The sequence below is a fragment of the Streptomyces sp. TG1A-8 genome (assembly GCF_030499535.1).
In the GTDB taxonomy this organism is placed as follows: domain Bacteria; phylum Actinomycetota; class Actinomycetes; order Streptomycetales; family Streptomycetaceae; genus Streptomyces.
Window position 1 is genome coordinate 4,579,845 of record NZ_JASTLB010000001.1, and the last position, 14,342, is coordinate 4,594,186.

Consider the following 14,342-nt stretch of genomic DNA (forward strand, 5'->3'; position numbering starts at 1 on the left):
GCCGCCGTCCGGTGCCACCGCCGGTCGGGACGGCCCCGTCCCCGCCGGCCCGCCCCGGATTCCCCCCGCAGCGCGGCGAACGGGTTCCCCGGATCACGGCTCCTGACGCGCCGGACGCGGACGCCACCCCGCCGCCCGGACGGGCGGCGGGGTGGCGTCCGGTGGGTGCGGGGCGGGTGGTGGGTGGTGGGGCTCAGCTCACCAGGCCCAGTTCCCGGGCGATCAGCATCCGCTGGACTTCGCTGGTGCCCTCGCCGATCTCCAGGATCTTGGAGTCGCGCCACATGCGGGCCACCGGGTACTCGTTCATGAAGCCGTAGCCGCCGTGGACCTGGGTGGCGTCGCGGGCGTTGTCCACCGCCACCGTGGAGGCGTGCAGCTTCGCCAGCGCCGCCTCCTTCTTGAAGGGCTCGCCCGCCACCAGGCGGCAGGCCGCGTCCCGCCAGGCCAGACGGGCGGTGTGGGCCCGCATCTCCATATCGGCGATCTTGAACTGGATGGCCTGGTTGGCGCCGATCGGCCGGCCGAAGGCACGGCGCTGGCGGGCGTACTTGACCGACTCGTCCACGCACCCCTGCGCCAGACCCGTCGCCAGCGCCGCGATGGCGATGCGCCCCTCGTCCAGGATGCGCAGGAACTGGGCGTAGCCGCGGCCCTCCTCGCCCAGGAGGTTGGCGGCCGGCACCCGCACGTCCTGGAAGGACAGCTCCCGGGTGTCCGAGGCGTTCCAGCCGACCTTGGAGTAGGCCGGGGCGACCGTGAAGCCGGGCGTGCCCGACGGGACGATGATCGCCGAGATCCGCGGCCGCCCGTCCGGCTTGCGGCCGGTGACCGCCGTGACCGTCACCAGCCCGGTGATGTCCGTGCCCGAGTTGGTGATGAAGCACTTCGTGCCGTTGACGACCCACTCGCCGCTGTCCGGGTCCAGCCGGGCCGTGGTGCGGGTCGCCCCGGCGTCACTGCCGCCGTCCGGCTCGGTCAGGCCGAACGCGCCCAGGACCTCACCGGCGCACAGCCGCGGCAGCCACGTGCGCTTTTGCTCCTCGGTGCCGAACAGGTGCAGCGGCATCGCCCCCAGCGACACCCCCGCCTCCAGGGTGATCGCCACCGAGGAGTCCACCCGGGCCAGCTCCTCCAGGGCGATGCCCAGGGCCAGGTAGTCACCCCCCATGCCGCCGTACTCCTGCGGGAACGGCAGCCCGAACAGGCCCATGCGGCCCATCTCACGGACGATCTCGTACGGGAACTCGTGCCGCTCGTAGAGGTCACCGATCCTCGGCGCCACCACGTCGTGCGCGAACGCCTCGACCGTACGGCGAAGCTCCTCCAGCTCGGGGCTGAGGCGGTGGTCCATGCTGATCACTGGTCCTTGTGGGAGAGGGCGCGGACGGTACGGGACGGACTGGGACGGCCCAGGTGTTCGGCCATCCACACACTGGTGGCGGTCAGACGGCCCAGATCGACCCCGGTGCCCACACCGAGGCCGTGCAGCATCCACACCAGGTCCTCGGTGGCGAGGTTGCCGGTGGCGGACCTGGCGTACGGGCAGCCCCCCAGGCCGCCCGCGGAGGCGTCGACGGTGGTGACGCCGTGCTGCAGCGCGGCCAGGGTGTTGGCGAGCGCCTGGCCGTAGGTGTCGTGGAAGTGCACGCCGATCGCGGGAGTCGGCACGCCCCGCTCGTTCAGCAGGGACAGCAGGGCCCGTACGTGGCCCGGGGTGGCGACGCCGATGGTGTCGCCGAGGCTCAGCTCGTCGCAGCCCATGTCCCGCAGGGCCGTGCACACGCGGGCCACCTGGGGGAGCGGGACCGCTCCCTCCCAGGGGTCGCCGAAGCACATCGACACGTATCCGCGCACGTGCACGCCGGCGTCCTTCGCCCGGCGCACCACCGGCTCGAACACGGCCAGCGACTCGTCCAGGGTGCGGTTGAGGTTGGCCTTGGCGAAGGACTCCGTGGCACTGGCGAAGACCGCGATCCGGCGGGCCCCGAGGGCCAGCGCCCGCTCCAGGCCGCGCTGGTTGGGCACCAGGACGGGCAGGGCCACGTCGAGGTCGGCGACCTGGGGGAACAACTGTTCGGCGTCTGCCAGTTGCGGCACCCACCTGGGGTGGACGAAGCTCGTCGCCTCGATCGTCGTCAGGCCCGCGCCGGCCAGCCGTCGGATGAACTCCGCCTTCACCCCGGTTGGCACGGCCGCCTGCTCGTTCTGCAGCCCGTCGCGCGCACCGACCTCGTGGATCCGCACCCGTGCGGGCAGGTCCGGGGCCGGTACGGCCATGGGCAGCTCGCCGGCACTCACTTCGCCGCCTCCTCGGTGGGCACGATGACGGCGAGCACCTGGTCCATGGCGACCGTCGTCCCGGGGGTCACGTCCAGTTCGGCGACCGTGCCCGCGTGCGGGGCGGAGACGACGTGCTCCATCTTCATCGCCTCCACCACCAGCAGGCTCTGGCCCGCCGTCACCTCGTCGCCGACGGCCACCTTCACCACGGTCACCGTGCCGGGCATCGGCGCGGTGAGCGAGTCGGCACCCGCGTGCGCGGACCGGCCGAGCGAGGCGGCCACCGGGTCGTGGTCGCGCACCTGCCAGGCGTCGCCGTCGCGGCCGATCCAGTCACCGGCCCGGTGGAAGGTGTGCCGGACGCCGTCGAGGGTGACGGTCACCCGGTCCCCGGCGACGGTGTGGGTGCCGCGCGGCCGGTACGTCACCGGCTCGCCCACCCGGAGCGGGAAGGCGGGCGGCTTCGCAGCGCCGCCCAGCCGCCAGCCGTTCGGTACCGAGAAGGGATCGACCCAGCCCTCCGTGCGCGGGGCGAGCGCCTCCAGGCGGACGGCCGCCGCCGCCTCGTACACCTCTTCCGGGACGTCTGCGGGGACCAGCCCGTCCATCACCCGCTCCACCAGCCCGGTGTCCAACTCGCCCGCCTCCACCGCCGGGTGGGCCAGCAGCCGGCGCAGGAAGCCCGCGTTGGTCGGCACGCCCAGCGTCACCGTCTCCGCCAGGGCCGACCGCAGCCTGCGCAGGGCCGTCGCCCGGTCCGGCCCGTACGCGATCACCTTGGACAGCATCGGGTCGTACAGGCTGCCCACCTCGGTGCCCTCGCTGAGTCCGGAGTCGGTGCGCACCCCGTCGCCCTGCGGTTCGCGCAGGAGCAGGACCGTGCCGCCGGAGGGGAGGAAGCCGCGCGCGCCCTCCTTGACGGACACGGTCTCGGCGCAGATCCGCGCCTCCACCGCGTGCCCGGTCAGCCGGACGTCCTCCTGCGCGAGAGCGAGCCGCTCCCCGGCCGCCACCCGCAGCTGCCACTCCACCAGGTCGAGCCCGGTGACGAGTTCGGTGACCGGGTGCTCCACCTGCAGACGGGTGTTCATCTCCATGAAGTAGTACTGCGAGGGGTCCCCGCCCGGCACGATGAACTCCACCGTGCCCGCGCCCCGGTACCCGCAGGAGCGGGCCGCCTGCACGGCCGCCTCGCCCATCGCGGCCCGGGTCGCGGAGTCGAGGAGCACGCTCGGCGCCTCCTCGACGAGCTTCTGGTGCCGGCGCTGCAGGGAGCACTCGCGCTCGCCGAGGTGGACGACGTTGCCGTGCCCGTCGGCCAGGACCTGGATCTCGATGTGCCGGGGCCGGTCGATCCACCGCTCCACCAGCAGCGTGTCGTCGCCGAAGGAGGCGCGGGCCTCACGGCGGGCGGCCGCGATCTCCTCCTCCAGCGCGGTCGCCTCCCGCACCAGCCGCATGCCCTTGCCGCCGCCGCCCGCCGAGGGCTTGAGCAGCACCGGCATCCCGATCTCCCGGGCCGCGCGGGCGAGCTGGGCGTCCGTCAGCCCGCTGCCGCTCGACCCCGGCACGACCGGCACCCCGGCCGCCCGCACCGTCTCCTTGGCGCGGATCTTGTCGCCCATCAGGGCGATGGCGTCCGCCGGCGGGCCGATGAAGACCAGCCCCGCCTCCTCGCACGCGCGGGCGAAGCCCGCGTTCTCGGCGAGGAACCCGTACCCGGGGTGGACGGCCCGGGCGCCGGTGCGGGCGGCGGCCTCCAGCAGCCGCTCCACCGACAGGTAGCTCCCGGCGGCCGGCGCCGGGCCGATCCGTACCGCCGTGTCGGCCTCCCGCACGTGCCGCGCGTCGGCGTCGGCGTCGGAGAAGACCGCCACCGAGCGCACCCCCAGCGAGCGCAGCGTACGGATCACGCGCACGGCGATCTCGCCCCGGTTGGCCACCAGCACTGTGTCGAACACGGTTCCCCTCCTCACATCCGGAAGACGCCGAACCGGGGTTCACCCAGCGGCGCGTTGGCGCAGGCGGTCAGGGCGAGGCCCAGCACCTGACGGGTTTCCAGCGGGTCGATCACGCCGTCGTCCCACAGGCGGGCGGTGGCGTAGTAGGCGTTGCCCTGGCGCTCGTACTGCGCGCGGATCGGCGCCTTGAAGGCCTCCTCGGCCTCGGCCGGCCAGTCCTCGCCGCGCGCCTCCGACTGGTCGCGCTTGACGGTGGCGAGGACGGAGGCGGCCTGCTCGCCGCCCATGACGGAGATCTTGGCGTTGGGCCACATCCACAGGAAGCGGGGGGAGTAGGCCCGGCCGCACATCGAGTAGTTGCCGGCGCCGTACGAACCGCCGACCACCACCGTCAGCTTGGGCACGCGCGTGCAGGCCACCGCCGTGACCATCTTGGCGCCGTGCTTGGCGATGCCGCCCGCCTCGTAGTCCCTGCCGACCATGAACCCCGAGATGTTCTGCAGGAACACCAGCGGGATGCCGCGCTGGTCGCACAGCTCGATGAAGTGGGCGCCCTTCTGGGCGGACTCGGAGAACAGGATGCCGTTGTTGGCGACGATCCCCACCGGATGGCCGTGGATCCGGGCGAAGCCGGTGACCAGGGTCTGCCCGAACTCGGCCTTGAACTCGGCGAACCGGGAGCCGTCGACCACGCGCGCGATGATCTCGCGGACGTCGTAGGGGGTGCGGGGGTCGGCCGGGACCGCGCCGTACAGCCCGTACGGGTCGGCCTTCGGTTCGACGGCGGGCCGGACCTCCCAGGGCAGGGGGCCGCGCGCGGGGAGGGTGGAGACGATGTTCCGCACGATCCGCAGGGCGTGCGCGTCGTCCTCGGCGAGGTGGTCGGTGACGCCGGAGACGCGGGAGTGCACCTCGCCGCCGCCCAGCTCCTCGGCGGTGACGACCTCGCCGGTGGCCGCCTTCACCAGCGGCGGGCCGCCCAGGAAGATCGTGCCCTGGCCGCGCACGATCACCGCCTCGTCGCTCATGGCCGGGACGTAGGCGCCGCCGGCCGTGCACGATCCGAGGACGGCGGCGATCTGCGGGATCCCGGCACCGGACATGCGGGCCTGGTTGTAGAAGATCCGGCCGAAGTGGTCGCGGTCCGGGAAGACCTCGTCCTGCATCGGCAGGAAGGCCCCGCCGGAGTCCACCAGGTAGACGCACGGCAGGCGGTTGTCGAGGGCCACCTCCTGGGCGCGCAGGTGCTTCTTCACCGTCATCGGGTAGTAGGTCCCGCCCTTGACGGTGGCGTCGTTGGCGACGATCACGCACTCGCGCCCGCTGACCCGGCCGATCCCGGCGATCACCCCGGCGGCCGGGGCCTGCCCGTCGTACATCCCGTCGGCCGCGAGCGGCGCCAGTTCCAGGAACGGCGAGCCGGGGTCCAGCAGCGTGTCCACCCGGTCCCTCGGCAGCAGCTTGCCGCGCGCGGTGTGCCGGGCGCGGGCCCGCTCGCCGCCGCCCAGGGCCGCCGCGGCGAGCTTGGCGCGCAGCTCCTCCACGAGGGCGCGGTGCGCCTCCTCGTTGGCCCGCCAGGCCTCCGACGCGGGATCGGCCGCGCTCGTCAGCTCCGGTGCCTCCTGCATCCTGCGGTCCCCTCACCCAGTGGTCGTCCCGTTAATGAGCGTTAACCATTTCCCTCAGGTTAACGACCGCTAACCCCGTTGTCTACAATTGCCGTCATGGCTCCCAGAACCGACGCCCCCACCCGGCGCGAGCAGATCCTCAAGGAGGCCGCCCGGCTCTTCGCCGAGCGCGGCTTCCACGGCGTGGGCGTCGACGAGATAGGTGCCGCCGTCGGCATCAGCGGCCCCGGCCTGTACCGCCACTTCCCGGGCAAGGACGCCATGCTGGCCGAGCTGCTGGTGGGCATCAGCGGCCGGTTGCTGACGGGGGCCAGGCGCCGCCTGGCGGAGGCCGACGGGCGGGCGGGCGCCTCGGCGGTCCTGGATTCGCTGATCGAGGGCCACATCGACTTCGCCCTGGACGACCGCCCCCTGATCACGCTGCACAACCGCGAGCTGGACCGCCTGCGCGACAGCGACCGCAAGCTGGTGCGGCAACTGCAGCGGCAGTACGTCGAACTGTGGGTGGAGGTGGTCCGCGAGGTCCACCCGGCGCTGACCGAGCCCACCGCCCGCTCGGCCGTCCACTCGGTCTTCGGCCTGCTCAACTCCACCCCCCACCTGGGTCGTGCCGGCACCCTCCCGGGCCGGGGGGCGACCTCGGCCCTGCTGCACCGCATGGCGCGGGGGGCGTTCGCGGCGGTGGGCGGCGCGCAGGCCTGAGCCCGGCCCCCGGGCGTGACGGGCGTTACGGCGGACCCCCTCTGGACGGGGTTCCGTACTCGCCGGTACGGTTGAGTGAGCAAGCGCTTAGACATGCCGATGTCATGCCGAGGTACGTGGAGGTGGCGGCGTGCGCCGTACGGTGTTCAACGAGGATCACGAGGCGTTCCGGGAGACCCTCCGCGCCTTCATCGAGGCCGAGGTCGTACCGGTGTACGACGAGTGGTTCGCCGCCGGCCAGGCCCCGCGCGAGTTCTACTACAAGCTCGCCGAGCTGGGCCTCTTCGGCATCAACGTGCCGGAGGAGTACGGTGGCGCCGGCCTGGAGACGCACAAGTTCGAGGCGATCCAGTACGAGGAGACCGCCCGCGCGGGCGTGAACTTCGGCGGCTCCGGCGTGCACGTGCTGCTCGCCCTGCCGTACATCAAGATGCTCGCCACCGAGGACCAGAAGAAGCGGTTCCTGCCCAAGTTCGTCTCCGGCGAGGAGATGTGGGCCATCGCGATGACCGAGCCGGGCACCGGTTCCGACCTCGCGGGCATGAAGACCACCGCCAAGCTCTCCGCGGACGGCACCCACTACGTCCTCAACGGCGCCAAGACCTTCATCACCGGCGGTGTCCACGCCGACAGGGTCATCGTCTGCGCCCGCACCGCCCCGGCCACCGCCGAGGACCGCCGCCACGGCATCTCCCTCTTCGCCGTCGACACCGGGTCCGAGGGCTACTCCGTCGGCCGCAAGCTCGACAAGCTGGGCCTGAAGACGTCCGACACCGCCGAACTGGCCTTCGTCGACGTCAAGGTCCCCGCCGAGGACCTGCTCGGCGAGGAGAACAAGGGCTTCTCCTACCTCGGCGCCAACCTGCCCTCGGAGCGCTGGGGCATCGCCTTCGGCGCCTACGCGCAGGCCAAGGCGGCCGTCCGGTTCGCCAAGCAGTACGTGCAGGAGCGCACCGTCTTCGGCAAGCCGGTCGCCCACTTCCAGAACACCAAGTTCGAGCTGGCCGCCTGCCAGGCCGAGGTGGACGCGGCCGAGGCCGTCGCCAACCGCGCCCTGGAGGCCCTGGACGCCGGCGAGCTGACGCCCGCCGAGGCCGCCTCCGCCAAGCTGTTCTGCACCGAGGTCGCCCACCGCGTCATCGACCGCTGCCTGCAGCTGCACGGTGGCTACGGGTACATGAACGAGTACCCGATCGCCCGCCTGTACGCGGACAACCGCGTCAACCGCATCTACGGCGGCACCAGCGAGATCATGAAGACGATCATCGCCAAGAGCATGGGCCTGTAGGACGGGCACGACCGCCGCCCGGTACAACTAGACGCCATGAGCCAGGCACTCCAGGACCTCCTCGATCTGCTCGACCTGGAGCAGATCGAGGAGGACATCTACCGCGGCCGCTCCCGCTCCGCCGTCGTCCCGCGGGTCTTCGGCGGACAGGTCGCGGCGCAGGCGCTGGTCGCCGCCGGACGGACGGTCCCCGCGGACCGGCCCGCCCACTCCCTGCACGCGTACTTCCTGCGCCCGGGCGACCCCGGCGCGCCGATCGTCTACACCGTCGACCGCATCCGCGACGGCCGCTCCTTCACCACCCGCCGCGTCGTCGCCGTCCAGCACGGCAAGCCGATCTTCCACCTCTCGGCGTCCTTCCAGGCGCACGAGGACGGCCTGGACCACCAGGCGCCCGTGCCGCCCGCCCCCGACCCGGCGACCCTGCCCACCTCCCCGGAGCGGCTGCGCGGCTACGGCCACCTGGCCCCGGACGTCGTGGAGCGGTTCCTGGAGGCCCGCGAGGCGATCGACCTGCGCTACGTGGACGAGCCGCCGTACGGCCGTTTCGGCGAGCCGCGCGAGCCGCACTCCCAGGTGTGGTTCCGCACCAACGGCAAGCTGGACGACGACCCCCTGCTGCACGTCGTCCTCGCCACCTACGTCTCCGACATGACCCTGCTCGACTCCGTGCTGCTCGCGCACGGCCGCGGCGGCTGGGCCGTCGGCGACGTCGTGGGCGCCTCCCTGGACCACGCCATGTGGTTCCACCGGCCCTTCCGCGCCGACGACTGGCTGCTGTACGACCAAGAGTCGCCGTCCGCGCACGGCGGCCGGGGCCTGGGCCAGGCCCGCATCTACACGCGGGACGGGCGGCTGGCCGTCACCGTCATCCAGGAGGGCGTGGTCCGCGTCCCCCGGTGAGACGACCGGCCGGTCGTCAACACGCCCCGTACCCAACCGGGTTCACGGGTGCCGGTCGTCACCGGACGGGCCGGCGGCTCCCGAGATGACGCGGTGCGCCAGCGGGTCTAGGCTCGGGAAGTGAAAAGCCGCAGTGCACGGCACGAGCGGCAGGCGAGGCCCCGGTGACCCGGGCCTCAGCCGCGGCACCCGACGCCGACAACCGCGTACGGGTGGGCCGCAGGCGCCGGCCGTGGCCACGTGCCGCTCATGAATCCGCGGTGACATCCGAGGACCGTGCCGCACCTGTCAGTGACGTGCGGCGGCGGCCATCACCTCGCGCACTTCACCGAGGAGTCGCGAGAGACGATGGAACGAAAGGTACTTCCCATGCGATCAACACGCGCGAGGCGTCTCGTCGGGCTGTCCGCAGCCGGTCTGCTCATGGCCGGTGGTGCCGCGATCGGCACGGCGGGCACCGCTTCGGCGACGACCTCGGCCAATCACGACGGCCACAGCTCCTACAGCAGGAGCTGTGACGACGACTCACGCCACCACAACAACTGGTGGAACGACGACGACTGCGACAACGGCCGTCACCACAACGGGTACAACGACAATGACAACGACCACGGCAACCATGGGGACAACGACCATGGCAACCGTGGGGACAACGACCACGGCAACCGCGGCGACAACGACCATGGCAACCGTGGGGACAACGACCACGGCAACCGCGGCGACAACGGTCACGGCAACGGCGGCGGTCACCGCTGACGCACGCAGGTCACCGAACCGGCAGTCGACTGAGTGAACGGCGACGTGCGGCCCCGCCGAGGGTGCCGCGCTTCGTCGTGCCGGTGTCCCCGCGCCTCAGGCCAGGCCCGCCTCCGCCAGCAGGTACGCGGTCATCGGATCGTAGTGCCGGGGGCTGACCACGTGGTCGTCCAGCGGCACCACCACCTGCACGGTGCCCTCGGACTCGGCGAGGAACAGCGCAGGGTCGTTGCAGTCGGCGTACCCCACGGAGTCGACGCCGTGCTGCCCGGCGTACCCGGCCCAGCCGTGGTCGGCGACCACCAGGTCGGGCAGCGGGCGGCCCGCACGCTCAAGTCCCGTCAGGACGGCCCGCATCGGCTCCCCGGAATGGGTGTGCCACAGTGTCGCCCCGTGCTCCAGCACGGCCACGTCCGCGAACTGCATGACGTACCCCTCGTCGGTCTGCAGCCCGTCCGGGACGACGACGATCTCGCAGCCGGCGGCGCGCAGCGCGGCGGCCGTGGCCCGGTGCACGTCCAGCAGGCCGCCCGGGTGCCCGGTGGCGAACAGCACCCGCTGCCGGCCGTCGGCCGCCTTGCGCAGCCGGCGCGCCAGGCGCTCCAGCGCGTCCACGGTCAGCTCCGGGTCGATGGTGTCCTGCCCGTACCGGTGCCCGGGGTCGTCGCTGACGCCGACCCGCTCGGCCATGACCGCGAGCACGTCCTGCTCGTCGTTCCAGCGCTCGCCCAGTTCCAGGCCGAGCCAGAAGGTGCGGACACCGTTGGAGAGCTGGCGGTAGTGGGAGAGGTTGTTCTCGCGGGGCGTGGCGACGTCCCCCGCGATACGGGTCCTCACCAGGTGGTCGACGAGCTGGGCGCGGCTGGGTGTCCCGGATATCGGCATGCCTCCCATTGTGGGGCAGCGGGCCGTGCGCGTCGCGGCTGAACGCCCCGGGGCACGCCCCGCTCACCCCTGCCGCAGCGCGAACCACAGCTCCATCCGCACGTCCGGGTCGTCCAGGTCCGCCCCCAGCAGGGCGGCGCAGCGGCCGATGCGCTGCCGCACGGTGTTGCGGTGCACGCCCAGCGCCACCGCCGTGCGGTCCCAGCTGCCGTGCAGGGAGAGCCAGGTGCGCAGGGTCTCGGCCAGCGCGGCTCCGGCGGCGAGCGGGGCGAGCAGCGTCCGGGCGTGCGCCTCGGCGTCCGCCCGGGGCACCAGGTCCGCAAGACCCCGCCCGGTGCCGTGCCGGACCAGCGGTGCGCGGGTGGCGCGGGCACGGGCCAGCGCACGGGCCGCCTGGCCGTCGGCGGCGGGCCACTCCTGCGGACCGGCGGGCGCGCTGATCCCCAGGATCCAGCCGGGCTGCGGGTCCGGCTCCCGCCCGGCCGGCACCAGCACCCGTACGGCGTCGGGACCGGGGTCCACCAGCGGCGAGCCCAGGGCGGCCCCGAGCGCGGCGGCGGCGACGGCGTCGGGTGCCCGGGTCTGGGGCCGCGCGTGCACGACGATCCACCGGCCGTCGCCGTCCCCCAGCAGCGGCGCGACCTCCTCGGGCGCGGCACCCAGCAGCAGCCGCACCAGCGCCGCGGACCGCACGGCCGCGCTGCCGCCGTGGTGCTCCCCGGTGAGCAGGGACAGCAGCACCGCGGCGACGGAGGCGATGGTGGAGTCACCGGGTCCGCGCCGGTCCGCGGCGACCGCGAGCACGAACCCGTCCCCGGTCCCCAGCGCGTAGGCGGCCAGGTGCGTCCCGCCGCACACGTCGGTGGCGGAGGCGGGCGCGGGGCGGGTGGGGGGAACGGGTGCGTCGCCCCGGCCGGTGCCGTCCTCCGCCGCCCGGCCGGGGACCGGCCGGGCGGCGGGGCGGACCACCCCGGCCAGGTGCGCCAGGGCCTGCCGGGCCTCCTCGGGAAGGTCCCGGCCCGCCGCCGCGGCCACCGTGCCGTCGGGGCCGTACAGGACCGCCCGGCCGGACAGGTGCCCGGCCAGGCGGCGCAGCACCGACGGGACCGGGTCCGGACGCGACGCGGCGGCGGCGAGGGCCTGCTGGGCCTCCGTGACGCGGCGCAGCTCGGCCAGGCGGGCGCGGGCCATCAGCTGCCACACCGCCCGGGCCACCCCCGAGAACGTGGTCCGGGGTGGCACCTCCAGCAGGGGCAGGCCCCGGGCGTCGCAGGCGGCCACCAGGGCGCGCGGGACCGTGTCGTGGACGGGGGCCAGGCCGAAGCCGAGGGCCGCGCCGCCCGCGGCCACGATCCGGGCGACGTAGTCGTCGAGGGAGCCGAAGGAGTCGAAGGAGGTGCCCGGACCCGCCTGCGGGACGTGCACCCCGGCGGTCAGCAGCAGCTCGCCGCCCAGCAGGTAGGGGTAGGGGTCGGCCATCTCGGAGGCGTGCGCCCCGTGGATCACGGTCGCCGGGTCGCGCGGGCCCGCGATCTGCGCCAGGCCCAGCTCCTGCCGGGCCAGCAGGGCCGGCAGCGGGACCGGTGGGGTCGGGGGGACCGCGGGGGCGGGCGTCTCCGGCATGGTGTGCGTTTCCTCCATCCCGTACCGCGCGACTGGAGGAAACGTACACTTCGCAGCCGCTTTCCGGCCACTTAGTGTCGAGTCGGCACGGCAGCCGCGGGCGCGGGCGGACGTCCCCGCGGCCCGCCGCCGTCACACCCCGGCTCATCCTCCGGACTCGTGTCCGAACCGGCCCCTGCTCGCCAGGAGAGTCGGACGACGAGCAGTGCATCCGCGACGAAACGCGAGAAAGAAGGCATTCCAGCATGAGCGGCAACGACACGCCCCGCGGCCCCGTCGACTCCTCCCGCGTCCCGCGGTACGCCGGCCCCGCCACCTTCGCCCGCCTGCCCCGCCTGGACGAGGTCGGCACCGCCGACGTCGCCGTCGTGGGCGTGCCGTTCGACTCCGGCGTCTCGTACCGGCCCGGCGCCCGCTTCGGCGGCAACGCCATCCGCGAGGCCTCCCGGCTGCTGCGCCCCTACAACCCCGCGCAGGACGCCTCCCCCTTCGCGCTCGCGCAGGTGGCGGACGGCGGCGACATCGCCGTGAACCCGTTCGACATCCACGAGGCCGTGGAGACCGTCGAGGCCGCGGCGGACGAGCTGCTCGGCGCCGGCGCGCGCCTGATGACCCTCGGCGGCGACCACACCGTCGCCCTGCCCCTCCTGCGCGCGGTGGCGAAGAAGCACGGCCCGGTGGCCCTGCTCCACTTCGACGCCCACCTCGACACCTGGGACACCTACTTCGGCGCCGAGTACACGCACGGCACCCCCTTCCGCCGCGCCGTCGAGGAGGGCATCCTCGACACCTCCGCCCTCTCCCACGTCGGCACGCGCGGCCCGCTGTACGGCAAGCAGGACCTCACGGACGACGAGAAGATGGGCTTCGGCATCGTCACGTCGGCGGACGTCTACCGCCGCGGCGCCGACGAGGTCGCCGACCAGCTCCGCGCGCGCATCGGCGACCGGCCGCTCTACATCTCCGTCGACATCGACTGCCTCGACCCGGCCCACGCGCCCGGCACCGGCACGCCGGAGGCGGGCGGCATGACGTCGCGCGAGCTGCTGGAGATCCTGCGCGGCCTGGCGTCCTGCAACCTGGTCTCGGCGGACGTCGTCGAGGTCGCGCCCGCGTACGACCACGCGGAGATCACCTCCGTGGCGGCCTCCCACACCGCGTACGAACTGACCACCATCATGAGCCGCCGGATCGCGGCGGCCCGGAAGGACCCGGAAGCGAAGTGACCCACGACCACGACCCGGTGCTCCGCCCGACGGCGGCGCAGGTCCCGGCCGCCCCGGACCCGTCCCCGGGGCGCAACGGCGGAGACCTGGTCGTGGAGACCCTGGCCGGGCTGGGCGCGACGGACCGTCTTCGCCTGCCCGGGCCGGCACGCCCTGGGCGTGTTCGACGCGCTGCGCCGCTCCTCGCTGCGCTACGTCGGGCTCCGGGTGGAGAACAGCGGGGCTTCGCCGCGGGCGCCTACGGCAGGATCACCGGCGAGGCGGCCCCGCTGCTGCTGTCGACGGGCCAGGGCGCGCTGGTGTCGCTGGCCACGCTCCAGGAGGCGGCCGCGGCGAGCGCGCCGGTGCTGGGCGAGATCAGCAGCCGGGTCCCCACGGCGGTCCTGGGCGGCGGCCGGCACGGCTACCTCCATGAACTCCCGGACCAAGCGGCCTCGTTCCGAGGCGTGGTCAAGTCGGTCCGCACGGTCCGCAGCCAGTCCCAGATCCCGTCGGCGATCGCGGCGGCCTGGAGGTCGGCGCTGACCGCTCCGCACGGCCCGGCGGAGAAGGACAAGGACGGGGCGACCGAGCTGTCGGCGCGGCCAAGCTCGCCGACCGGCGCCTGCAGCTCCTCATCGCGCACTTCGGGCGCATCCGGCTGCGCACGGAGGACTTCGAGTTCCCCGACCTGATCGGTGCCGCCTACGAGTACCTGATCAAGGAGTTCGCGGACACGGCCGGACGCGAGGGCGGCGAGTCCTACACCCCGCGCGCCGTGGTCCGGATGACGGTCGAGCTCCTCGCCCCCACCGAGAACATGAGGATCGAGGGGAGAACCGGCGGGTGACCGTCCCGGCCGATCCTTCGACGTACTCCGCCCCCGAAGCCCACCTCACTGTGGACGGGCTGTCCCTTCGGGTGTGTGCCGGCGCCCGAAGGAAACGGTTCGCGCTGACCGTCGAGACCGACGCGACCCTCACCCTGCACACCCCGGCCGGGCACCCGCCGGCCGCCGGCGGAGCCGCTCGCGCGCCCGGGCGGGACCGGGGCTGACGCGCGGCCGGCCCGCCACCGGGACGGCCGGCCCTCTCCCCCCTCCCTGCCC

General features: G+C 73.8%; 12 protein-coding genes and 1 pseudogene. 7 read left to right on the forward strand and 6 right to left on the reverse strand.

Translation table 11 applies throughout. The features are described from left to right. Nucleotides 1-193: 193 nt before the first annotated feature. The 4 genes from QQY24_RS20075 to QQY24_RS20090 are packed head-to-tail and all read right to left on the reverse strand — an operon-like array spanning nt 194 to nt 5,872. The gene (locus tag QQY24_RS20075) at nt 194-1,354 is read right to left on the reverse strand and encodes an acyl-CoA dehydrogenase family protein (RefSeq protein ID WP_301974075.1); all 1,161 of its coding nucleotides are present in this window, start codon (nt 1,352-1,354) and stop codon (nt 194-196) included. A gap of 5 nt (nt 1,355-1,359) precedes the next feature. Next, complete coding sequence (locus QQY24_RS20080) at nt 1,360-2,301, reverse strand: hydroxymethylglutaryl-CoA lyase (RefSeq protein ID WP_301974076.1); 942 nt, start codon at nt 2,299-2,301, stop codon at nt 1,360-1,362. Continuing rightward, nucleotides 2,298-4,244, reverse strand: coding sequence for a biotin carboxylase N-terminal domain-containing protein (locus QQY24_RS20085; RefSeq protein WP_301974077.1), 1,947 nt, complete (start codon nt 4,242-4,244; stop codon nt 2,298-2,300). Before QQY24_RS20085 ends, QQY24_RS20080 begins: the two co-directional genes overlap by 4 nt. An 11-nt stretch (nt 4,245-4,255) precedes the next feature. Next, a complete protein-coding gene (locus QQY24_RS20090; RefSeq protein WP_301974078.1) occupies nt 4,256-5,872 on the reverse strand; it encodes a carboxyl transferase domain-containing protein in 1,617 nt (538 codons plus the stop codon). Nucleotides 5,873-5,968: 96 nt separating this feature from the next. On the opposite strand from QQY24_RS20090, the gene QQY24_RS20095 reads away from it, so the two are divergent. From QQY24_RS20095 to QQY24_RS20110, 4 genes are all read left to right on the forward strand, one after another. After that, the gene (locus tag QQY24_RS20095; protein WP_301974079.1) at nt 5,969-6,574 is read left to right on the forward strand and encodes a TetR/AcrR family transcriptional regulator; all 606 of its coding nucleotides are present in this window, start codon (nt 5,969-5,971) and stop codon (nt 6,572-6,574) included. 130 nt (nt 6,575-6,704) lie between these two features. Further along, nucleotides 6,705-7,862, forward strand: a complete 1,158-nt coding sequence (locus QQY24_RS20100; protein ID WP_301974080.1) for an acyl-CoA dehydrogenase family protein — start codon at nt 6,705-6,707, stop codon at nt 7,860-7,862. A gap of 36 nt (nt 7,863-7,898) precedes the next feature. Continuing rightward, nucleotides 7,899-8,765, forward strand: a complete 867-nt coding sequence (gene tesB, locus QQY24_RS20105) for an acyl-CoA thioesterase II (protein ID WP_301974081.1) — start codon at nt 7,899-7,901, stop codon at nt 8,763-8,765. 369 nt (nt 8,766-9,134) lie between these two features. Further along, nucleotides 9,135-9,521, forward strand: a complete 387-nt coding sequence (locus QQY24_RS20110) for a hypothetical protein (RefSeq protein WP_301974082.1) — start codon at nt 9,135-9,137, stop codon at nt 9,519-9,521. Nucleotides 9,522-9,617: 96 nt separating this feature from the next. Here the strand turns inward: QQY24_RS20110 and QQY24_RS20115 are convergent, their stop codons facing one another. Both QQY24_RS20115 and QQY24_RS20120 read right to left on the reverse strand, forming a co-directional pair. Next, entirely contained in the window at nt 9,618-10,406 is a 789-nt protein-coding gene (locus QQY24_RS20115) for a phosphatase (RefSeq protein ID WP_301974083.1), read from the reverse strand. 63 nt (nt 10,407-10,469) lie between these two features. Next, the gene (locus QQY24_RS20120; protein WP_301974084.1) at nt 10,470-12,047 is read right to left on the reverse strand and encodes a PucR family transcriptional regulator; all 1,578 of its coding nucleotides are present in this window, start codon (nt 12,045-12,047) and stop codon (nt 10,470-10,472) included. 227 nt (nt 12,048-12,274) lie between these two features. Between QQY24_RS20120 and speB the strand changes: the two genes are divergently transcribed. The 3 genes and pseudogenes from speB (at nt 12,275) to QQY24_RS20135 (ending at nt 14,084) form a co-directional block, all read left to right on the forward strand. Beyond that, nucleotides 12,275-13,255 carry an agmatinase gene (gene speB, locus QQY24_RS20125; RefSeq protein ID WP_301974085.1) on the forward strand — a complete coding sequence of 327 codons (981 nt, stop codon included), beginning with the start codon at nt 12,275-12,277 and terminating at the stop codon, nt 13,253-13,255. After that, nucleotides 13,252-13,797, forward strand: a pseudogene (locus tag QQY24_RS20130) (thiamine pyrophosphate-binding protein); the annotation flags it as partial. The gene speB and the pseudogene QQY24_RS20130, both read left to right, overlap by 4 nt. 155 nt (nt 13,798-13,952) lie before the next feature. Next, a complete protein-coding gene (locus QQY24_RS20135; RefSeq protein ID WP_301976298.1) occupies nt 13,953-14,084 on the forward strand; it encodes an N-6 DNA methylase in 132 nt (43 codons plus the stop codon). Nucleotides 14,085-14,342 lie beyond the last annotated feature (258 nt).